Here is a 19,741-nt window from a genome sequence, read left to right as displayed (position 1 = left end):
GCCGAGCCTGCCCGAGACGCGTGGCGGTGTTCCCGCTGAGCGCCCCGATCGCTTTTACTGGGCGGATGGATCACCGGCGCATCTCGGTCGTCGTCCCCGTGAAGGACGACGCCCGCCACCTCGAGCAGCTGCTCGAGCTCCTCCGCGAGCAGACGCTCGCGCCGTTCGAGATCGTCGTCGTCGACGACGGGAGCACCGACGACAGCGCCGCCGTCGCGCGAGCGGCGGGCGCGCGGGTGGTGCGGCACGACGGAGCCGGGATCCCGGCGAGCACGGCGCACGGCTTCGACGAGGCGCACGGCGACGTCCTCGCACGGCTCGACGCCGACTCCCGCCCGGGACCCGACTGGCTGGCGCGCCTGGCCGGCCACTTCGCCGATCCCGAGGTCGGAGCGGTGACCGGTCCCGGACGCTTCGACGAGCTCGGCCCGATCGCCCGGGTGATCGCGCGGGTCGCCTACATGGACGCCTACTTCGTGCTGATGGGGTCGGCGCTGGCCAACTGGCCGCTCTTCGGCTCCAACTGCGCCGTCCGCCGGTCGGCGTGGGAGGAGATCGCGGAGGAGATGCACCGGCACGACGCCTACGTGCACGACGACGTCGAGATCAGCGTGCACCTGGGACTCCGGCACCGGATCGTGCTCGACCGCCACCTCGAGGTCGGCATCTCGGCCCGCCCCTTCGGCGCCTTCGCCGACATGCTCCGCCGGTTCGACCGCGCTCTGCACACGCTGGCGCGGCACCCCGGGATGGGGTCGTCCCTGCAGCGCTGGACGCACCGGGTGCGCCGCACCCACCGCGACCGACTGCGAGCGACGGCCGCGGCGCGCCGCTCCGGCTGACGACGAGAACCGACGGCGCCGCCTGACGGCTAGGGCTGGGCCGCGTCCGGCCGGGCCGCGTCGGGCTCGGCCTCCGCCGCCCGATCCTCTCCGGGCGCGGTGCGCCCCTCCTTCGGCATCGCCCAGACCGCGGCGAGCATGCCCACGGCGAGGACCGTGAGCGCGATGCAGACGAAGCGGGTGCCCTCGGCGAGGTCCGCCGGTGCGGGGACGCCGCCGCCCGCCTTCGCGTTCACGATCGCGCCGAACACGGCCACGGCGACGGCGCTGCCGATGTTGCGGGCGAAGAAGTTGGTCGAGGAGACCACTCCGCGCTCGTTCCAGTCGACGCTCGACTGCGCCCGGATCAGCGTCGGAGTCGCCACGAGCCCCATGCCGGCGCCGATCAGCACGCAGAAGCCGGCGATCTCCCACAGCGTCGAGGAGGCGCCGAGCAGGACGGTCAGCGCCGTGCCGATCACGACGAGCCCCGCTCCGAGGAAGCCCGTGTTGCGGAAGCCGATGCGCAGGTAGAGCCGGCCCGACAGGCTCGCCGCGACCGGCCAGCCGAGCGTCATCGCCGCGACGGCGAAGCCCGCGCCGAGGGCGGAGCTGCCGAGCACGCCCTGCGCGAAGGTCGGGAAGTACGAGGTGACGCCGAGCGTGATCGCGCCGACGGTCACCGAGACCAGGCTGGTCGAGATCAGCACGCGCCGCGTGAGGACCCAGAGGGGGAGCACCGGGGCGGCCGCGCGCCGCTCGATCGCGACGAAGCCGGCGAACGCGAGGGCCGAGACGACGAACACGCCGACTCCGGCGGGGGAGAGCCACGGCCAGGCGCTGCCGCCCTCGAGCAGCCCGAGGATGAGCAGCGCGGTGCCCACGGCGAGCACGGAGGCGCCCGCCACGTCGATCCGCTGCTTCTCGCCCCGCGTGGTCTCGCGGAAGCTGCGGATCAGGAGGAACGCCGCCAGGAGGCACAGGGGGATGTTGACGAGGAAGATGCCGCGCCAGGCGCCCAGGTCCGAGAGCACGCCGCCGAGGGTCGGCCCGACGACCGAGGAGATGCCCCAGACGCTCGCGAGGTAGCCCTGGGTCTTCGCACGCTCGGCGACCGTGTAGATGTCGCCGGCGATGGTGATGCCCATCGGCTGGATCGCTCCGGCCCCCAGGCCCTGCAGGGCTCGGAACGCGATCAGCGCGGGCATGCTCCAGGCGAGGCCGCACTCGAGCGAGCCGACCAGGAACAGGGCGATGCCGATCAGCATGATGGGCTTGCGCCCGATCACGTCGGCGAGCTTGCCGTAGAGGGGGACCGAGACGGCCTGGGCCAGCAGGTAGATCGAGAACAGCCAGGGGAACTGCTCGAAGCCCCCCAGGTCGGCGACGATGGACGGCACGGCCGTCGAGAGGATCGTGGCGTCGAGGGCGACCAGAGCGGTCGAGATCATCAGGGACAGCAGGATCGGGCCGCGCTCCGAGCGCAGTCCGACACTCGCGCGGGTGGGGGCGTCGGTCACTCTGCCCAGGCTATTCCATAGCCGGGGGATGGAAGCGGGGCGGAGAGGATCCGCTCCGGGGCTCGGTAGACTGGCGGCATGGAACTCGTTCTCTGGCTCGTCGTGTCCGCCATCGCCGGTGTCGGCCTCGTCTCCGGAGTCGCGGCTCTCATCGCCATGACGCGGGCGCCCTGGTCGGCCGACAAGTAGCCGCCCGGCCGGCCTCGCGCCGGCACTACTCGTAGATCCGCACCACGCTCCACTGCGGCTCCGTCGACGCGACCACGTCGAGCACGAACGCTCCGCCGGTCGCGAGGTCCGTCGCCTGGAAGCGCCAGCCGCCGATGCTCACCGGGGTGCGCCCGAACGTCGGCGGGAACCCCTCGAGGGGCGCCCACCACTCGCTCGTGCAGGTCCACACCGTCGGCCGGTCGGTCACCCGGTAGCTCCCGCCCCGCCACTCGAGCGCGATCGGCACTCCCTCGCCGTCGGTCGAGACCAGCGCCGTCTCGTCGATCACCGCCATCGTCGCGCTCCCGTTCACTCGCCGGACCCGGTTGGCCGTTCGAACATGTGTTCGATAGTCTGCGAGTGTACGCCGCGGCGCTCGTGCTCGCCACGGCCGCGGATCGACCGGTGGGAGGCGCGATGATCGAGTGGAGTCCGCTCCAGATGCTGCGCAGCAGCGGGCAGGACGAGTGGGTGATGGTCGACGCCCTGCGCACCGGCCGGATCGGCCTGGTGCGCCGCATCGAGACCGGCCCGTACCGCGAGACCTGGTTCCGCGCGGTGACCTGGGCGGCGGAGCCGGAGAGGCGGACGCTCGTGGGCTACTCCCGCTCGATGGACACCATCGCGGCCGCCCTGTGGGCCCATCAGCCGCCGACGGCGCAGGAGAAGCCCTTCCCCGGCTACCCGCCCTCGCGGCCGTCGCCGTGACTCCTTCAGCGAGAGGGGGCCCGGCCGTCCCCGCGACGGCGGCCTCCGTGTCCGCCACGGGGGAGAATGGCCCGATGCTCCTCGCACTCGTCGGCGGCCCCACGGGGGCGTGGCGGGCGGTCGACCCCGTCGGCGGCGCCGAGGCCGGGAGCGGCCGGGGCCCGGCCGAGCTGGCGGCGTTCGTCCGGGAGCGGGAGCCGAAGCGCCCGCGCTGGGTCTGGGACGACACCGCGCGCTGGTACCCCGCACTGCTGTCGGCCGGCGTGGTCGTCGCCCGGTGCCACGACCTCCGGCTGGCCCGCGCGATCCTCCGCCGCTCGGTCTCCGCCGCCGCATCGGCTCTCGCGCGCTCGCCCCTCGACCCGTGGGACGCGGGAGCCGCGGCCCCCGCCGCGCAGGACACGCTGATCGGGTTCGAGGAGGCGGCGGGCGGCTCCGACGAGCTCGACCCCGTCCTCGAGCTGGCCCGGCAGGAGGAGGCGCTCTCCGGCGCCGCCGAGGCCGGCCGGCTCCGCCTGCTGCTCGCCGCCGAGTCCGTCGGCGCCCTGATCGCTCGCGAGATCGCCCACGCGGGGCTGCCGTGGCGCGCCGATGTGCACGACCGGGTGCTCACCGGGATGCTCGGCCCCCGTCCGCTCTTCGGCGGCCGCCCGGCCCTGCTGGAGGCGCTGGCCGTCCGTCTGCGCGACGAGCTCGGCGCGCCCGAGCTCAATCCCGACTCGCCGGCCGAGCTCCTCAAGGCGCTGCGGCGCGCGGGGCTGCCGGTCGAGTCGACGCGCTCCTGGGAGCTGCAGTCCCTCGAGCACCCCGCGGTGCCGCCCCTCCTGGAGTACAAGAAGCTCTCCCGGCTGCTCACCGCCAACGGCTGGGCCTGGCTCGACGCGTGGGTGCGCGACGGCCGGTTCCGGCCGGAGTACGTGGTGGGCGGCGTCGTCACAGGCCGCTGGGCGACCTCGGGCGGAGGGGCGCTGCAGCTGCCGCGGCAGATCCGCGCCGCGGTCACCGCGGATCAGGGCTGGAGCCTCGTGGTCGCGGATGCCGCGCAGCTCGAGCCGCGCATCCTCGCCGCGCTCTCGGGCGACTCGGCCATGGCCGCCGCCGGGCGGGGCCGCGACCTCTACCAGGGCATCGTCGACGCCGGAGTGGTCCCCGACCGGCCGAGGGCGAAGGTCGCGATGCTGGGGGCGATGTACGGGGCGACGAGCGGCGAGGCCGGGCGGCTGCTCCCGAGGCTCGCCCGTGCCTACCCGCGCTCGGTCGCGCACGTCGAGGCGGCGGCTCGGGCGGGGGAGCGCGGCGAGAGCGTCTCGACGTGGCTCGGGCGCAGCTCGCCTCCCGGACCCGAGGGGCTCTCGGCGGATGCGGCGCGAGCGCGCGAGTGGGGACGCTTCACCCGCAACTTCGTGGTGCAGGGGACCGCGGCCGAGTGGGCGCTCTGCTGGATGGGCGAGCTGCGGGCGCGACTGCGCGCCGAGAGCGGCGCGGTCGGCCGGGCGCACCTCGTCTACTTCCTGCACGACGAGGTGATCGTGCACGCTCCCGCCGACGTCGGCGAGCGGGTCGCCGCGATCGTCCGCGAGGCGGCGGTGCGCGCCGGACGCTCGCTCTTCGGAGAGGGCGAGGTCGACTTCCCGGTCACCGTCGCCGTCGTCGACTCCTACGACCAGGCGAAGTGAGACGCGGGATCAGTACCAGTGCGGCGAGCGGTTGTTCCAGCTCGACCACGCGTTGCAGGGCGAGCCGTAGGCGCTCTTGATGTACGAGAGCCCCCAGTCGACCTGCGTCGCCGCGTTCGTCTGGTAGTCGGCTCCCGAGTTGGCCATCTTGCTCGCCGGGAGGGCCTGCGGGATGCCGTAGGCGCCGGAGGAGCGGTTCAGCGCGTTCCAGCGCCACCCCGACTCGCCGTTCCACAGCGGGATGAGGCACCGGTCGACCTGGTCGGCGCCCCAGCCGAAGCGGCCGACAGCGGTGCGGGCGTAGGCCTGGGCCTGCGCGGGGGAGAGGCCGTCCGTGCGTCCGGCGTAGGTGCCGAGGGCGGCGATGGTCTTGGCGGAGCTGTTGCGCGCGCCGGTCGGGTCGTCGTCGCCGAGTTCGACCGGGCCGCCTCCGCCACCTCCGCTGTTGGAGGGCGCTGCCGGAGCAGCGGCCGCGGCGGGAGCCGACGCGGCGCGCTGGCGGGCGGCCTCGGCCTCGGCGGCGAGGCGGGAGAGGCGCTGCTGCTCCTCGAAGGCCGACTTCGCGTCCTGGCCGTCGGCGTACTCCCGCTCGATCTCGGCGGTGGTGTTCTTGAGCGAGGCGAGCTGGGTGTAGAGCTCCTGGCTGTACTTCTCCTGGTCGGCGACCTTGGCGTCGGCCTCGGCCTGCGCGGAGCGGGCGGCCGAGAGCGCGTCGGCCGCGGCGGTGGCGAGGGAGACGCGCTCGCCCCGGGCCTGCTCGGCCTGAGCGGCGAGGGAGACGGCCTGGTTCTCGGTCGACTGCGCCGCGGTCTGGAGCCGGCTGGTCTGCTGGGTGAGCTGCGTCATGGTGCCGAGGCGGTAGAGCAGCTCGCTCGACTCGTCGCCGCCGATGAGGAGGTTGAGCGTCGCATCGGTCCCGCCGTTGCGGTAGAGCTGCGCGGCGAGACGGCCGGCCTGCTCCTTCGCTGCGTCGGCGTCCGAGCGGGCGGCGGAGGCGCGCTCCTCCAGGGCGCTCACGCGCTGGGTCGCCTCGTCGAGAGCGCTCTGCGCGGCGTCCGCCTCGGCGGCCCGGCTGATGGCGGCGTCGGTGAGGGCGGCGGCCTGGTCGCGCAGGTCCGCGAGGAAGGCGGTGATGCGGTCGACCTCGGCGGCGGTGGCGCTCTCGCTCGACTTCGCGGCCTCGACATCGGACCACGAGGGGTAGTCGGACGGGTCGTAGGCGGCGGACGCGGAGAGCGGGGCGGCGAGGGCGGCGCACAGGACGAGGACCGTGCCCGCTCCGGCGGCGACGAGGCGCCGGCGCGCCCGGGAGGGGACGCGGAGACCGAGGGGGGTGCGGGACATGCGAACCACCCTAGGCGACGGCACCCGCGCCTGTCTCGTCCTAGCTCGAGGCTCGACGGCCCCGGCGGGGACGCTCGAGAGCGTATCCGCGGACGCCCCGTCCCGGCCCGTCGCCCGTGAGCTCGTCGCGGGCCGCCTCGAGGAGGCGCCGCAGGGCCTCCTCCCGCACGCGGGCGGCGATCGCGGCGAGGCGGCGCTGCGGGTGCGCGTCCTCCTCCTCCTCCGCCTGCTCGTCGGCGGTGGCGGGCAGCGAGCTCTCGTACGCGTCGAGGACGGCGGCGAGGTCGGCGCCGGACAGGCTCGAGGCCAGCAGCACCCGGTCGAGGACGTCGTCCCAGTCCTCCTCCGGGGACGCTCCGTCACCCGTCAGCCAGGCGGCCGCCTCCGCGCGGCCCTCGTCGGTGAGCGCGTGCAGGGGGAGGCCGTCGTCGGTGGACCCGGCCGAGACGGCGAGGCCCCGCTCGCGCAGGCGCTCGAGCGTCGAGTAGATCTGGCCGACGTTGACCCGGGGCCGGTGCGCGGCACGGTCGAGGAGCTCGGCGTGCAGCTGGAGGCCGTAGGCGGGGCCGAGCGTGAGCAGGGCGAGCAGGCCGTCGCGGACGGACACGGTGCTCCTCCCGGCGGGCGTCTGGCGGTGTGCGGCGTCCGGCGGCGCGGACGACCCCGAGTATAGGCAGGAGCCGCCCGCGGCCGGTCGAGCAGGCGCGGCGAGCCGCCTTGACGGAGGTCCGCCGCTCCTGCATGATCGGGCGTGGTGGCACGTCCACCGTCATAATCGAAGAAGGCGCACCGCAGAGTGTTCCGTGGTCCGGGTCGTTGGGGAAGACGCACCGGGACGAACGGAGGGCACCATGGTGGCGCAGCAGACTCGGGGTGTGCTCTTCGTGCACTCCGCCCCCCGCGCGCTCTGCCCCCACCTCGAGTGGGGGACAGGTCGCGCTCTTGGTCGTGCCGTGAACTTCGCCTGGATCGAGCAGCCCGTGCTCCGCAGCACACTGCGCGCCGAGTTCGCCTGGGAGGGCCCGGTCGGAACCGGTGCCGTCATCGCGTCCGCTCTCCGCGGCTGGGCCGACGTCCGCTACGAGGTCACCGAGGAGCCCTCGCCCGGTGTCGACGGCGGCCGCTGGATGCACACGCCCGAGCTCGGCATCTTCTACGCGCAGACCGACAGCGCGGGCAACACCGTCGTGCCCGAGGACCGCATCCGCTCCGCCATGGAGCTCGCCGGCGCCGACCCCATCGAGCTGCACCGCGAGCTGCGCCTCGCCCTCGGCCAGGCCTGGGAGGACGAGCTCGAGCCCTTCCGCTACGGCGGCGACTTCGCCCCCGTCGTCTGGATGCACGGGGTCGGCTGAGCTCGTTCGACGCCGCTCCTCGCGCGGCGTCGCGCAGTCGGCTCGGGGAGGTGGTCGGGTTCCGCGGAGCGGCCGGCGTCCGGCGACGCCGATCCGCTGGCACGCGGATCGGCGGATACGCCTCGCGGGGGCCGCTCGCTCCCGCACCCCTGAACCAGGCGGCCAGCGGACCCGCGTTCCGGCAGAGGCCCGCCTCGAAGTCGCGTCGTCACCTCGCGGTTGCCGCTCGCTGCGCACGTCGACCAGACGGTCGGCGGAGCACCGCGTTCCGGCGGAGGGCGTTGGAAGACTCGTGGACCCGCCCGCACCTCGGTCGCGCACGACGCCGACGGCTCGAGTCGTGGCGTGGCGTGGCGCACGCTCCCCACGAGCGCAGCCGCCCTGATCCGAGCGTCCGACCCGAGTCGCGGCGAAGCCCGCGCTCCCACCCGGACTGCTTCGTTGATCCGATCATCCGACCCGAGCCGCGGCGAAGCCCGCGCTCCCCACCAGCACGGCGTGCTCACCAGCCCGCACCGGACGGCGGCGCAGATCCCTCGCGGCACGAGGCGTATCCGGGAATCCGCGTTCCAGCGGATCACCGTCGCCGCACCGCACCGGCCCTCGGAAACCCCGCCCCCCTCCCCAGCGGACGCGCCTGCGCCGCGCAAGGAGCGGCGCAGCCCGCTTTCCGCACGGTGGAGCGGGGCTACGCCCCGCTACACCGTCCGGAAAGCGGCAACAGCATTGTGCCCCCCGAACCCGAACGAGTTCGAGATGGCGACCAGCGGTCCGTCGCCGAGGGCGCGGGGGCTGGTGACGACGTCGAGGGGGATCTGGGGGTCCTGCTCGAAGAGGTTGATGGTGGGGGGTGCGGTGCGCTCGTGGAGGGCGAGCACGGTGAAGATGGCCTCGAGCGCGCCGGTGCCGCCGAGGAGGTGGCCGGTGGACGCCTTGGTCGCGGAGACGGCGATGTTCGGGAGGTGGTCGCCGAAGACGCGCAGCAGGGCGCGGTACTCGGCGATGTCGCCGACCGGGGTGCTCGTCGCGTGAGCGTTGACGTGGGTGACGTCGGTGAGCGCGGCTCCGGCCTGCTCGAGGGCGCCGATCATGGCACGGGCGGCGGCGGAGCCCTCGGGGTCCGGCGCCGTGATGTGGTACGAGTCGCTGGTGACGGCGCCGCCGGCGAGCTCCGCGTAGATGCGGGCTCCGCGGGCGAGGGCGTGCTCCTCGGTCTCGAGGATGAGCGTCGCGGCGCCTTCTCCGAGGACGAAGCCGTCGCGGGAGACGTCGTAGGGGCGTGAGGCCGTCGTCGGGTCGTCGTTGCGGCGCGAGAGGGCCTGCATCGACGCGAAGGCGGCGATCGGGAGCGGGTGGACGACCGACTCCGTGCCGCCGGCGACGACCACGTCGGCGAGGCCGAGCTGCATGTGCTCGTAGGCGTTCGCGAGGGCCTCGGTGCTGGAGGCGCACGCCGACACGTCGGTGCGGGCGTAGGCGCGGGAGGGGATGGCCATGCTGATGGCGGCGGCGGCCGCGTTGGGCATGAGCATCGGGATGGTCATCGGGAGGACCCGGCGGGGTCCGCGCTCGCGGAGGGTGTCCCACGCGTCGACGAGGGTCCAGAGGCCGCCGATGCCGGTCGAGTAGTCGACGCCCACGCGGAGCGGGTCGACGTCGGTGATGCCGGAGTCGGCCCAGGCCTCGCGGGCCGAGATGAGCGCGAACTGGCTGGAGGGGTCGAGGCGCTTCGCCTCGGGGCGGGAGAGCACCTCCTCCGGGCGGACCTTGGCCTGGGCGGCGAAGGTGACCGGGATGTCGTACTGAGCGACCCAGTCCTGCTCGAGGGAGCGGACGCCTGATTCGCCGGCGAGGAGTGCGTTCCAGGACTCCCGGGCGGTCCCGCCGAGGGGAGTGCTGGCACCGATTCCGGTGACGACGATCTTCTTGGTCATGACGAGCTTCTCTGTTCCGTGTGGGTGGGTGCCGGGCTCACCCCGGCCGACGGTCGCCGGCCGGGGTGTCCGCCACGAGGACGGGGTGCGCGGGCGACGACTACTCGGACGCCTTGACGATGAAGCGGACCGCGTCGCCGACCGTCTTGAGGTTCTTGACCTCGTCGTCGGGGATCTTCACGTCGAACTTCTCCTCGGCGTTGACGACGATGGTCATCATCGAGATGGAGTCGATGTCGAGGTCGTCGGTGAACGACTTGTCCATCTCGACGGAGTCGGTGGCGATGCCCGTCTCGTCGTTGACAAGCTCGGCCAGGCCGGCGAGGACTTCTTCGTTGGACAGTGCCATGGTTCTCTCCTTGGGGGTTCTTCGGGTGTTCGTCAGTGACCGTAGGTCAGTTTAGGGGTGGGGTCGCGCCGGTCACGGGAGCACCACGACCTGCGCGCCGAACACCAGTCCGGCGCCGAAGCCGATCTGCAGCGCGAGTCCGCCGTGCAGCTCCGGGTGCTCCTCGAGCAGGCGGTGGGTGGCGAGCGGGATCGACGCGGCGGAGGTGTTGCCGGTGGTCTCGATGTCGCGGCCGATAGCGACGGTCTCGGGGAGCTTCAGCTGCTTCGCGAGCTCGTCGATGATGCGCATGTTCGCCTGGTGGGGGATGAACGCGGCGAGGTCCTCGGGCTGGACGCCCGCCTCCGCGAGCGCCTGCTTGGCGACCTTGGCCATCTCCCAGACCGCCCAGCGGAAGACCGACGGGCCGTCCTGGCGGAGGGTGGGCCATTCGGCGGTGCCGTCGCGGTAGGCCGCGAGCGGGTTGTCCATGCCGACGGTGTCCCACTTGGAGCCGTCGGATCCCCAGACGGTCTTCGAGATGCCGGCGGTGTCGCTGGGGCCGACGACCGCGGCGCCCGCGCCGTCGCCCAGGAGGAAGGAGATGCTGCGGTCGGTCGACTTGACCAGCTCGGACAGCTTCTCGGCTCCGACGACGAGCACGTACTCGGCCAGGCCGGAGCGGATGAAGGAATCGGCCTGGGCGATGCCGTAGGTGTAGCCGGCGCAGGCTGCCGAGATGTCGTACGCCGGGGCGGGGTTCGCCCCGATGCGGTCCGCGAGGAGCGCAGCCAGCGACGGGGTCTGCACGGTGTTGCTGATCGTGGAGACGAGCACGACGCCGATCTGGTCCGGGCGGATGCCCGCCTTCTCGATCGCCTCGAGGGAGGCGGTGGTCGCGAGGTCGACCGCGTGGATGTCGGCGGAGGCCCGGCGGCGCTCGATGATGCCGGTGCGCTGGCGGATCCACTCGTCGGAGGAGTTGATCGGCTCGATCAGGTCGTCGTTCGGGACGACGAGGTCGCCTCGGGCCGCGCCGATGCCGAGGATCCGGGTGTACGCGCTGCCGCTGGACTGGGTGAGGGAAGGGGTCGTCATGGGGTCTCTCCTGCTAGGCGGCGTGCTCGTCGAGGAAGGCGCGGGCGGCGTCCACGTCGTCGGGGGTCGTGATGGCGATGCTCGGCACGCCCTTGAGGCCGCGCTTGGCGAGGCCGACCAGCGCGCCGGCGGGTGCCAGCTCGATGATCCCGGTGACGCCCGCGTCGGCGAAGGCCGCCATGCAGAGGTCCCAGCGGACGGGGGAGGCGACCTGGCCGACGAGCAGCTCGAGGAACGCGGCACCGGAGTCGACGACCGACCCGTCGCGGTTCGTCCAGAGACGGAGCGTCGGGTCGGAGGGGGTCAGCCCGGCGGCGACGCCGGCGAGGGAGTCGCGGGCGGGCGCCATGTAGCGGGTGTGGAAGGCGCCGGCCACCTGCAGGGGGATCACGCGGGTCCCGCGGAGCGGCTCCGCCTTGAGCGCCTCGAGCGCGTCGACCGCGCCGGCGACGACGATCTGCCCGCCGCCGTTGTAGTTGGCCGGCTCGAGGCCGAGCTCGTCGAGACGGGCGATCAGGGCCTGCTCGTCGCCGCCGAGGACCGCGCTCATCGCGGTCGGCTCGGCGGCGGCCGCAGCGGCCATGGCACGGGCGCGCTCGCGGACGAACACCAGCGCGTCGGCCTCGGTGAGGACCCCGGCTCCGGCGGCCGCGGTGATCTCGCCGACGGAGTGGCCGGCGATGCCCGCGATGCGCTCGCGCCGTCCGCCCTCGAGGAGGGCGGCGAGGCTCACGAGTCCCGCGGAGACGATCAGGGGCTGGGCGACCGCGGTGTCGCGGATGGTGTCCGCGTCCGAGACGGTGCCGTGCGCGGCGAGGTCGATGCCGACCGCCTCCGAGTGCGCGGCGACCTGCTCGGCCACGGAGGGGATCTCGAGCCAGGGGGCGAGGAATCCGGGGGTCTGGGAGCCCTGACCCGGGGCGACGACGACGATCACGGTATCCAGTCTTCCGATCTGCGCTCGCACGTGCGGCGCGTGGAGCCACTGACAAAGCACAAAGAGCTTGTCGCGGGTCTACAAGTGTTCAGGGGCGGGAGGGGTTCGGCGAGCAGACGGCCTCAGCGGCGGGACGGCTTCCGGCGGACGGCGCCGTCCGGGTCGCTCATGGAGCCGAGGATGAGGGCGGACTGGAGGATGAGCGCCTCGCGGGCGCCCGTCGCGTCCCAGCCGATCACCTCGGCGACCCGCTTGAGGCGGTAGCGCACCGTGTTCGGGTGCACGAACAGCTCGCGGGCGGTCGCCTCGAGGGAGCGGCCGTTGTCGAGGTAGGCCCACAGCGTGGTCAGCAGCTCGGTCGAGTGCTTCTGCAGGGGCCGGTAGATCTGCGTGATGAGGCTCTGGCGGGCGAGCGGGTCGCCCGCGAGGGCGCGCTCGGGAAGGAGGTCGTCGGCGTTGACCGGTCGCGGCGCGTTCCGCCAGGAGCGGGCGACCGCGAAGCCGGCGAGTGCCGCGCGGGCGCTGCGGGACGCCTCGACCAGGGTCGGCACCTCGTGGCCGAGGACGAGGTGGCCCGTCCCGAAGCCGGGCTCGAGCGCCTCCGCGATCTCGAGGAACGCGACCGGCGGGCCGGTCTCCTCCGTGGCGTTCTCGCTCGGCTCGGCGCGGCCGATGACCAGGACGAGCCGGCTGCCCTGCACGCCGATCAGCACGTCGGCGTCCATGTGCCGCGCCGTGCGGCGCAGCTGGTCGACGTCGAGCATCTTGGGGGCGGTGCCCACCAGGACGGCGACCTCGCCGTGGCCGTGCCAGCCGAGGGCGGCGATCCGGCTGGGCAGCTCGTCGTCGGCCTCGCCCGTGAGGATCGAGTCGACGACCAGCGCCTCCAGGCGCGCGTCCCAGAGGCCTCGGGCCTCGGCGGCGCGCGCGTAGACGTCGGCCGCGGCGAAGGCGATCTCGCGCGAGTAGAGGAGGATCGCCTCGCGGAGGTCCTCCCCGCCGTTCTTGATCCGGTCCTCGACGACCTCGACCGTCACCTTGATCAGCTGCAGCGTCTGCGTCAGCGAGACGGAGCGCAGCAGCTCGCGGGGAGCGGCTCCGAACACGTCCGCCGCGATCCACGGCGTGGCCGACGGGTCGTCGAACCACGAGATGAACGAGGTGATGCCGGCCTGGGCGACGAGGCCGACCGCCGAGCGCCGACCGGGGGGCATGCTGCCGTACCAGGGCAGCGTGTCCTCGAGGCGCTTGATCGTCTGCGTCGAGAGTTCACCGGCGAGGGTGCGCAGCCAGGCGAGGGTCTGCTCCTTCGTGCGGGGAGCGCCCGGCCGGGTGGCCGGACGCTCCGCCGCAGGAGCAGGACCCCGCGCACTCGACGGTGCGGGTTCCTGCGAGAGCACGGACTCGTCCGTCAGCTCTCGCCGCCCGCGTTGCCGGTGGTGCCGGCGTTGACGTCGAGGAGGCGGTACTTCTCGATCGCCTGGACGGCGAGCGAGGGGTCGACCTCGCCCCGCTTGGCGAGCAGCTGCAGCGTCCGCACGACGACCGAGGGGCCGTCGATCTGGAAGTAGCGCCGCGCCGCCGCACGGGTGTCTGAGAACCCGAAGTCGTCCGCGCCGAGCGTCGCGAAGTCGCCCGGGATGAACTGGCGCAGCTGGTCGGGGACCTGGTGCGAGAAGTCCGAGACGGCGACGAAGGGGCCCTTCGCGTCGGCCAGCTTCTGCGTCACGTACGGCACCTGCTCGGCGTCCTCGGGGTGGAGGAAGTTGTGCTGCTCGGCCTTGATGCCGTCGCGGCGCAGCTCGTTCCACGAGGTGACCGACCAGACGTCCGCCGAGACGCCCCAGTCCTCGGCGAGGAGCTTCTGCGCCTCGATCGCCCACGGCACCGCGACGCCCGAGGCGAGGAGCTGGGCCTTCGGCCCGTCCCACTGACCCCAGGAGATGCGGTGGATGCCGCGGACGATGCCCTCGACGTCGACGTCCTCCGGCTCCTTCGGCTGCACGATCGGCTCGTTGTAGACCGTGATGTAGTACATGACGTTCGGGTCGGTGTGCTTCCCGCCGTACATGCGCTCGAGACCGGACTGCACGATGTGCGCGATCTCGTACCCGTAGGCCGGGTCGTAGCTCACGACGGCGGGGTTGGTCGCCGCGAGGATCGGGGAGTGCCCGTCCGCGTGCTGGAGGCCCTCGCCGGTCAGCGTGGTGCGTCCCGCGGTGGCGCCGATCATGAAGCCACGCGACATCATGTCGCCGGCCGCCCAGATCGCGTCGCCCGTGCGCTGGAACCCGAACATCGAGTAGAAGACGTAGACCGGGATGAGCGGCTCGCCCTGCGTCGAGTACGAGGTGCCGATCGCGGTGAACGCCGCGAGGGCGCCCGCCTCGTTGATGCCGACGTGGAGGATCTGGCCCTGCGGGCTCTCCTTGTAGGCCAGGAGGAGCTCGCGGTCGACCGACGTGTAGTGCTGGCCGCGCGGGTTGTAGATCTTCGCGTTCGGGAAGAACGCGTCCATGCCGAAGGTGCGCGCCTCGTCCGGGATGATCGGGACGACGCGGTTGCCGAAGTCCTTCGAGCGGAGGATGTCCTTCAGGATGCGGACGAACGCCATGGTGGTGGCGATCTCCTGCGTCCCGGAGCCCTTCTTGCCGACCGCGTACGCCGAGTCCTCGGGGAGGTTCAGCTGCGTGTACTTCGAGCGGCGCTCGGGGAGGTAGCCGCCGAGCGCGCGGCGGCGCTCCTGCAGGTACTCGATCGCCTCGTCGTTCTGACCGGGGTGGTAGTACGGCGGGAGGTAGGGGTTCTCCTCGAGCTGCGCGTCCGTGATCGGGATGCGCATGGTGTCGCGGAACGACTTGAGGTTGTCCAGCGTCATCTTCTTCATCTGGTGGGTCGCGTTGCGGCCCTCGAAGCTGCGGCCGAGACCGTAGCCCTTGATGGTGTGGGCGAGGATGACGGTGGGCTGGCCCTTGTGCTCCGTCGCGGCCTTCATGGCCGCGTAGATCTTGCGGTAGTCGTGGCCGCCGCGGCGCAGGCCCCAGATCTGCTCGTCGGAGTAGCCCTCGACGAGCTTCTTGGCGCGCGGGTCGCGGCCGAAGAAGTTCTCGCGGACGTAGGCGCCGTCCTCCGTCTTGTAGGTCTGGAAGTCGCCGTCGGGCGTCTTGTTCATCAGGTCGAGCAGCGCGCCCTCGGTGTCGCGGGCGAGCAGGTCGTCCCACTCGCGGCCCCAGATGAGCTTGATGACGTTCCAGCCCGCGCCGCGGAAGTACGACTCGAGCTCCTGCACGATCTTGCCGTTGCCGCGGACGGGTCCGTCGAGGCGCTGGAGGTTGCAGTTGACGATGAAGTTCAGGTTGTCGAGGCCGTCGTTCGCGGCGACCTGGAGCTGACCGCGCGACTCGACCTCGTCCATCTCGCCGTCGCCGAGGAACGCCCAGACCTGCTGGTCGGAGGCGTCCTTGATGCCGCGGTTGGTGAGGTACTTGTTCGCCTGCGCCTGGTAGATCGCGTTGATCGGGCCGAGGCCCATCGAGACGGTCGGGAACTGCCAGAACTCCGGCATGAGCCGCGGGTGCGGGTAGCTGGAGAGCCCGCCGCCCCGGTGCGACTTCTCCTGGCGGAATCCGTCGAGCTGGTGCTCGCTCAGGCGTCCCTCGAGGAAGGCGCGCGCGTACGGGCCGGGGGAGGCGTGGCCCTGGATGAAGACCTGGTCGCCGCCGCCCGGGTGGTCCTGACCGCGGAAGAAGTGGTTGAAGCCGACCTCGTACAGCGAGGCGCTCGACGCGTACGTCGAGATGTGGCCGCCGACCCCGATGCCGGGACGCTGCGCGCGGTGCACGAGGATGGCCGCGTTCCAGCGGATCCACGCGCGGTAGCGGCGCTCGACGTCCTCGTCGCCCGGGAAGTCGGGCTCGTTCTCGGGCGCGATGGTGTTGATGTAGTCCGTGGTGGGCACCATCGGCACGCCGAGGTGGAGCTCCTTGGAGCGCTTGAGGAGGCTGAGCATGACGTCGCGCCCGCGACCCCGGCCCCGCTCCTCGACGAGCGCATCGAGCGACTCGTTCCACTCCGACGTTTCCTCGGGGTCCGAGTCCACGTGACCGACGGAATACGGGTCCTGATCGTTAACAGTCACCCTCGACCTCTCTCTGGGGGCAGATCGTGCCCGAGACATCACTCTCATGAAGCGGTGCGGATCCGCGGATCCGGGGCTCGGATGACGAGCCGCGCGCGGGCACCTCCGTCAGCCTAGCGATTCCCGTGCCCCGAACCTGGAATCGCACTGTGGTGATCCACGAGGAATGGGCGCCGACGACTGTAGGAGAGCGCCAGACGGGACGCGTCGACCGGCCCGTGATCGGGGGAGACGGGCCGTTCCTTGGAGTCTGCGCGGAGCGGGTCTAGCATTGCCCCTCGTGCTCGCGCGACTCTCGTGCGCACGGAAGGACATCGGACCGATGGCTCTCGAGAAGCTGACCCTGGCTCCCGACTTCGAACTCGCGAACCAGTACGGCGAGCGCATCCAGCTGGGCGACTTCCACGGGCGGCGCAACGTCGCCCTGGTGTTCTTCCCCCTCGCCTTCTCCGGCACCTGCACGGGCGAGTTCTGCGCGCTGCGCGAGAACCTCTCCCTCTTCGAGCACGCCGACGTGGAGCTGATCGGCATCTCGGTCGACTCCAAGCACACGCTGCGCGCCTGGGGCGAGAAGCAGGGCTACGACTTCACGCTCCTCTCCGACTTCTGGCCGCACGGCGACGTCGCCAAGCAGTACGGCGTGTTCACCGAGGCGAAGGGCTACGCGACCCGCGCGACCTTCCTGATCGACAAGGCCGGCGTCATCCGGGACACGTTCATGACCGCCCCGGGCGAGGCGCGCTCGATCGACGCCTACCGCGCCGCGATCGACGCGCTCGCCCCCGCGCACGTCTGACCCTCCGGAGGCGGACCGCCCCGGTCGTCAGCTGAGGATGTTGACGGCCCGCGAGATCACGAGGGCCAGCAGGACGAATCCGGTGAACGCCTCGGCGATCATCAGGAGCTTCATCCGGCTCGACAGCGGCATCGTGTCGGTCGGGCTGAACGCCATGGTGTTCGTCGTCGAGACCGAGAGGTAGTCGACGAAGCCGGGCCGCCAGTCGGCGCGCTCGGAGGAGGTCGCGGCGACCTCGGGCGCGGTGTCGCGGTAGGTGTCCTGCGGGAAGGCGAAGTCTGCCGCCGGCAGCTCGGTGCGGGGGAGTGTTCCGCGGGCGACCGGACCGCCGCGGTCGAGCTCCCAGAACAGCAGCGCGTACGCGACGACGTTGGTGACCCAGACCTGGAGCGCGGTGAGCAGCAGCGGCGGGCCGTCGGCCGTCCCGTCGACGAGGTCGATCACCACGGCGACCACGTTCACCTGGTTCGCCACGGCGAGCACGACCGCCAGGGCGATGGAGACCCCGCGCGACCAGCGCGTCTCGCTGTCGAGCCGGTGCGGGTTGACGACGAACAGCGGCACGAGCAGCGCGAGCGTGATGCCGGCGGCGACGAGGCGGACCATCGAGGTGTCCGCGCTGTGGCCGGCCACGTTCAGGGCGACGGCCACCAGGATCGCGGCGGAGGCGGGCCAGCGGCTCTCGGCGCGCCGCCTCGCGCGGGAGTCGCTGTCGGCGGTCATGTGCCGAGGCTAGTGCCCGCAGGGGGCGGCTCCGCCTGCCGTAGGATCGAGTCGATCGTCCGCGGGTGCTCCCGCGACGGGGGCCTTTAGCTCAGTTGGTAGAGCGCCACGTTTACACCGTGGATGTCATCGGTTCGAGCCCGGTAGGGCCCACCACCTCCGGCGATCGGACACTGCGCGTCAGCGGGACTGGCGGCGCTTGTAGGGCTTCGGCTGCCCCTTGACGATCGGCGCGCGCCCGGTCCCCTTGGAGGCCTTGGCCTTGCCTCCCGACTTCGGGGCCGCCTCCGGCTCGTCGCCGAGCGCGGCGAGCTCCTCGCGGGCCGAGGCGAGGCGCTGCCGCCCGGCCGCGGTGAGGGTCGTGGCGGCGGCACCGGGCTCGAAGAGCGGCTTGCCGAGGTCGAGCTCGACGGCGGCGACGGAGGAGTCGAGCTTCTGCCGCGAGATGCCGAGGCGCTCGGCGGCGCGCACGAAGTGCAGCTCCTCGGCGACCGCCACGAAGTGGCGCAGCTGGCTGATCTTCATCCCGAACCCTTCACGGCCGCTCCCTGCGGCACGACCACGGTACGCGGTCCGGGAGGGGGCGCCGACCGCCGGGAGCGCCACCAGGAGAAGCGGCGACCCGTCGATCCGCGCCAGAGGCCCCGGCGGACATTGCCGGACGGAGGCGGGAGGCCTACGGTCGCGCCCGTGGGCGGTCCCGAAGCCGGCCACGGAGAGAGGCCGACGTGGGCGCGCTCATCTACAGCTCGATCGCGTCGCTCGACGGCTACGTGAACGACGCGGACGGCGGATTCGCCTGGGCGGAGCCGCGACCCGCCGTGCACCGCTTCATCACGGAGCGCGAGGGGCGGGTGCGCACGTACCTGTACGGGCGGCGCATGTACGAGGTCATGCGCGCGTGGGAGCAGACCTGGGCACTGGCGGAGGAGTTCGCGTTCATCCGCGACTTCCAGGAGATGTGGCGGGCGGCCGACAAGGTCGTGTACTCGACGACACTGGAGTCGGCCGAGACCCGCCGCACCCGCGTCGAGGGCGGGTTCGACCCGGTCGTCGTCGCCGCGCAGGTCAGCGCCGCCGACCACGACGTCTCGATCGGCGGGCCGACCCTCGCCCGGCACGCGCTGCTCGCCGGGATCGTCGACGAGGTGCAGGTCTACACGGTGCCGGTGGCGGTGGGCGGCGGGACCCACTTCCTCCCGTGCGGGTTCCACGCGCGCCTCGACCTGCGCGAGGAGCACCGCTTCGCCGACGGCACCGTCTTCACGCGCTACAGCGTGCGGCGCTGAGACGGGCTACGCGGCACCGACCAGCGCGGCGATCCGCGAGGCGAGCCGGGCGCCCTGAGCGCGTCCGGCCCGGGCGGAGGCGGCGCGGACGGCCGGGTCGAGCGAGTTCGGGCCGAAGGCGCGCACCGACTCCTCGTCGGCGTAGACCACCTCGACCCGCGAGTCCGCGAGGGCGTCGAGCTCGCCGGTCGGGATCAGGCCCGCGCCGGGCGTGCCGACTCCCGGCAGCGGAGTGACGATCAGGACCCAGTCGGCTCCCGCGGCGAGGTCGGCGTTGCTGCCGGAGCGCACGCCGCCGTCCATGTAGCGGACGCCGTCGATGCTGACGGGAGGCCAGACCCCGGGGACGGCGCAGCTGGCGGAGATCGCGTCGACGAGGCCGACACCGCTCTCGCGGTCGAACACGCGCAGCTCACCGGTGGCCGTGTCGACCGCGGTGATGAGCAGACGCTGCTCGGGCCAGTCGGCGTCGCCCACGCGGGCCGAGATGACGGCCCGGCGCGTGTCCTCGGGGAGCGTCTCGGCCTCGAGCGCGAGGGTGCCGATGCGGCGCCGCGCGTCCTGGGGCGAGGTCGCGCCCTCGACGGCCGCGGCGAAGAGGGCCTGGAGGCGCTCACCGTCGACGTCCGCTCCGATCTCGGCGGACTCCTCCTGGAGCTGGGCCTCGTACGACTCGTCGAGGCCGGTGCCGGTGCTCAGCTGCGCGGCGACCGCGGAGCCCGCGGAGGTGCCGATGAAGGTCGTCGACGGATCGAGCAGGAGGCGGGCCGCCTCGGGGGAGGCGTCGGCGAGGCCGCGGAGGACGCCGAGCTCCCAGGCGATTCCGGCGAGGCCGCCGCCGGCGAGGACGAGTGCACCAGGCAT

The 19,741-nt window shown here is 72.8% G+C and carries 19 protein-coding genes and 1 tRNA gene; 7 read left to right on the top strand and 13 right to left on the bottom strand.

All coding sequences use genetic code 11. The features are described from left to right. The first annotated feature begins 65 nt into the window (after nucleotides 1–65). Nucleotides 66–842, top strand: a complete 777-nt coding sequence (locus GSU40_RS09460) for a glycosyltransferase family 2 protein (protein ID WP_104223456.1) — start codon at nucleotides 66–68, stop codon at nucleotides 840–842. A 29-nt stretch (nucleotides 843–871) separates the two neighbouring features. Here the strand turns inward: GSU40_RS09460 and GSU40_RS09455 are convergent, their stop codons facing one another. Beyond that, entirely contained in the window at nucleotides 872–2,272 is a 1,401-nt protein-coding gene (locus GSU40_RS09455) for an MDR family MFS transporter (RefSeq protein ID WP_160036201.1), read from the bottom strand. A 283-nt stretch (nucleotides 2,273–2,555) separates the two neighbouring features. Further along, entirely contained in the window at nucleotides 2,556–2,846 is a 291-nt protein-coding gene (locus GSU40_RS09450; RefSeq protein ID WP_104223457.1) for a hypothetical protein, read from the bottom strand. A 122-nt stretch (nucleotides 2,847–2,968) separates the two neighbouring features. Between GSU40_RS09450 and GSU40_RS09445 the strand changes: the two genes are divergently transcribed. Together GSU40_RS09445 and GSU40_RS09440 are read left to right on the top strand one after the other, a co-directional pair. Further along, nucleotides 2,969–3,259: a hypothetical protein gene (locus tag GSU40_RS09445; RefSeq protein WP_146076962.1), complete on the top strand. Its 291-nt coding sequence runs from the start codon at nucleotides 2,969–2,971 to the stop codon at nucleotides 3,257–3,259. Nucleotides 3,260–3,333: 74 nt separating this feature from the next. Then, nucleotides 3,334–4,935 (top strand): bifunctional 3'-5' exonuclease/DNA polymerase, encoded by a 1,602-nt coding sequence (locus GSU40_RS09440; protein ID WP_160034728.1) that lies wholly within the window; start codon nucleotides 3,334–3,336, stop codon nucleotides 4,933–4,935. A 9-nt stretch (nucleotides 4,936–4,944) separates the two neighbouring features. Here GSU40_RS09440 and GSU40_RS09435 read toward each other — a convergent pair whose 3' ends face one another. Next, the gene (locus GSU40_RS09435; protein WP_104267569.1) at nucleotides 4,945–6,279 is read right to left on the bottom strand and encodes a hypothetical protein; all 1,335 of its coding nucleotides are present in this window, start codon (nucleotides 6,277–6,279) and stop codon (nucleotides 4,945–4,947) included. Nucleotides 6,280–6,319: 40 nt separating this feature from the next. Beyond that, nucleotides 6,320–6,886 carry a PadR family transcriptional regulator gene (locus GSU40_RS09430; protein ID WP_160034726.1) on the bottom strand — a complete coding sequence of 189 codons (567 nt, stop codon included), beginning with the start codon at nucleotides 6,884–6,886 and terminating at the stop codon, nucleotides 6,320–6,322. A 244-nt stretch (nucleotides 6,887–7,130) separates the two neighbouring features. Here GSU40_RS09430 and GSU40_RS09425 point away from each other — a divergent pair, with 244 nt between their 5' ends. Beyond that, the gene (locus GSU40_RS09425; RefSeq protein WP_104226674.1) at nucleotides 7,131–7,634 is read left to right on the top strand and encodes a DUF3145 domain-containing protein; all 504 of its coding nucleotides are present in this window, start codon (nucleotides 7,131–7,133) and stop codon (nucleotides 7,632–7,634) included. Nucleotides 7,635–8,332: 698 nt separating this feature from the next. Here GSU40_RS09425 and GSU40_RS09420 read toward each other — a convergent pair. From GSU40_RS09420 to aceE, 6 genes are all read right to left on the bottom strand, one after another. Beyond that, a complete protein-coding gene (locus tag GSU40_RS09420; protein ID WP_159939323.1) occupies nucleotides 8,333–9,568 on the bottom strand; it encodes a beta-ketoacyl-ACP synthase II in 1,236 nt (411 codons plus the stop codon). A 100-nt stretch (nucleotides 9,569–9,668) separates the two neighbouring features. Then, nucleotides 9,669–9,917: an acyl carrier protein gene (locus GSU40_RS09415; protein ID WP_104223463.1), complete on the bottom strand. Its 249-nt coding sequence runs from the start codon at nucleotides 9,915–9,917 to the stop codon at nucleotides 9,669–9,671. A gap of 72 nt (nucleotides 9,918–9,989) precedes the next feature. Next, a complete protein-coding gene (locus tag GSU40_RS09410) occupies nucleotides 9,990–10,994 on the bottom strand; it encodes a beta-ketoacyl-ACP synthase III (RefSeq protein WP_104223464.1) in 1,005 nt (334 codons plus the stop codon). Between the two features lie 13 nt (nucleotides 10,995–11,007). Beyond that, complete coding sequence (locus GSU40_RS09405; RefSeq protein WP_104226672.1) at nucleotides 11,008–11,931, bottom strand: ACP S-malonyltransferase; 924 nt, start codon at nucleotides 11,929–11,931, stop codon at nucleotides 11,008–11,010. 122 nt (nucleotides 11,932–12,053) lie between these two features. Further along, on the bottom strand, nucleotides 12,054–13,220 hold the full coding sequence (locus GSU40_RS09400; RefSeq protein WP_181027189.1) for a helix-turn-helix domain-containing protein: 1,167 nt from the start codon (nucleotides 13,218–13,220) through the stop codon (nucleotides 12,054–12,056). 122 nt (nucleotides 13,221–13,342) lie between these two features. Continuing rightward, entirely contained in the window at nucleotides 13,343–16,069 is a 2,727-nt protein-coding gene (aceE, locus tag GSU40_RS09395) for a pyruvate dehydrogenase (acetyl-transferring), homodimeric type (protein WP_104247522.1), read from the bottom strand. A gap of 322 nt (nucleotides 16,070–16,391) precedes the next feature. On the opposite strand from aceE, the gene GSU40_RS09390 reads away from it, so the two are divergent. Beyond that, nucleotides 16,392–16,865, top strand: a complete 474-nt coding sequence (locus GSU40_RS09390; RefSeq protein ID WP_104223507.1) for a peroxiredoxin — start codon at nucleotides 16,392–16,394, stop codon at nucleotides 16,863–16,865. A 27-nt stretch (nucleotides 16,866–16,892) separates the two neighbouring features. Here the strand turns inward: GSU40_RS09390 and GSU40_RS09385 are convergent, their stop codons facing one another. Then, on the bottom strand, nucleotides 16,893–17,588 hold the full coding sequence (locus GSU40_RS09385) for a hypothetical protein (RefSeq protein ID WP_104269255.1): 696 nt from the start codon (nucleotides 17,586–17,588) through the stop codon (nucleotides 16,893–16,895). An 80-nt stretch (nucleotides 17,589–17,668) separates the two neighbouring features. Here GSU40_RS09385 and GSU40_RS09380 point away from each other — a divergent pair. Next, nucleotides 17,669–17,744, top strand: a tRNA-Val gene (locus GSU40_RS09380). A 24-nt stretch (nucleotides 17,745–17,768) separates the two neighbouring features. Here the strand turns inward: GSU40_RS09380 and GSU40_RS09375 are convergent. Further along, entirely contained in the window at nucleotides 17,769–18,113 is a 345-nt protein-coding gene (locus GSU40_RS09375) for a LysR family transcriptional regulator (RefSeq protein ID WP_104223469.1), read from the bottom strand. A gap of 203 nt (nucleotides 18,114–18,316) precedes the next feature. Here GSU40_RS09375 and GSU40_RS09370 point away from each other — a divergent pair, with 203 nt between their 5' ends. Further along, a complete protein-coding gene (locus GSU40_RS09370; protein ID WP_104226668.1) occupies nucleotides 18,317–18,877 on the top strand; it encodes a dihydrofolate reductase family protein in 561 nt (186 codons plus the stop codon). Between the two features lie 6 nt (nucleotides 18,878–18,883). Here the strand turns inward: GSU40_RS09370 and GSU40_RS09365 are convergent, their stop codons facing one another. Further along, the gene (locus GSU40_RS09365) at nucleotides 18,884–19,741 is read right to left on the bottom strand and encodes a patatin-like phospholipase family protein (protein ID WP_104260987.1); all 858 of its coding nucleotides are present in this window, start codon (nucleotides 19,739–19,741) and stop codon (nucleotides 18,884–18,886) included.

It is taken from the genome of Rathayibacter sp. VKM Ac-2805 (genome assembly GCF_009834265.1).
Lineage (GTDB): Bacteria > Actinomycetota > Actinomycetes > Actinomycetales > Microbacteriaceae > Rathayibacter.
The sequence above is the reverse complement of the archived record's forward strand: the minus strand, read 5'-3'. Positions and strand labels throughout refer to the sequence as shown.

Coding starts and splice junctions, on each gene's coding strand:
- GSU40_RS09460 (WP_104223456.1), top strand. CDS start 66: ATGGATCACCGGCGCATCTCGGTCGTCGTCCCCGTGAAGGACGACGCC.
- GSU40_RS09455 (WP_160036201.1), bottom strand. CDS start 2,272: ATGATCTCGACCGCTCTGGTCGCCCTCGACGCCACGATCCTCTCGACG.
- GSU40_RS09450 (WP_104223457.1), bottom strand. CDS start 2,846: ATGGCGGTGATCGACGAGACGGCGCTGGTCTCGACCGACGGCGAGGGA.
- GSU40_RS09445 (WP_146076962.1), top strand. CDS start 2,969: ATGATCGAGTGGAGTCCGCTCCAGATGCTGCGCAGCAGCGGGCAGGAC.
- GSU40_RS09440 (WP_160034728.1), top strand. CDS start 3,334: ATGCTCCTCGCACTCGTCGGCGGCCCCACGGGGGCGTGGCGGGCGGTC.
- GSU40_RS09435 (WP_104267569.1), bottom strand. CDS start 6,279: ATGTCCCGCACCCCCCTCGGTCTCCGCGTCCCCTCCCGGGCGCGCCGG.
- GSU40_RS09425 (WP_104226674.1), top strand. CDS start 7,131: ATGGTGGCGCAGCAGACTCGGGGTGTGCTCTTCGTGCACTCCGCCCCC.
- GSU40_RS09420 (WP_159939323.1), bottom strand. CDS start 9,568: ATGACCAAGAAGATCGTCGTCACCGGAATCGGTGCCAGCACTCCCCTC.
- GSU40_RS09415 (WP_104223463.1), bottom strand. CDS start 9,917: ATGGCACTGTCCAACGAAGAAGTCCTCGCCGGCCTGGCCGAGCTTGTC.
- GSU40_RS09410 (WP_104223464.1), bottom strand. CDS start 10,994: ATGACGACCCCTTCCCTCACCCAGTCCAGCGGCAGCGCGTACACCCGG.
- GSU40_RS09390 (WP_104223507.1), top strand. CDS start 16,392: ATGGCTCTCGAGAAGCTGACCCTGGCTCCCGACTTCGAACTCGCGAAC.
- GSU40_RS09385 (WP_104269255.1), bottom strand. CDS start 17,588: ATGACCGCCGACAGCGACTCCCGCGCGAGGCGGCGCGCCGAGAGCCGC.
- GSU40_RS09375 (WP_104223469.1), bottom strand. CDS start 18,113: ATGAAGATCAGCCAGCTGCGCCACTTCGTGGCGGTCGCCGAGGAGCTG.
- GSU40_RS09365 (WP_104260987.1), bottom strand. CDS start 19,741: ATGCCTGGTGCACTCGTCCTCGCCGGCGGCGGCCTCGCCGGAATCGCC.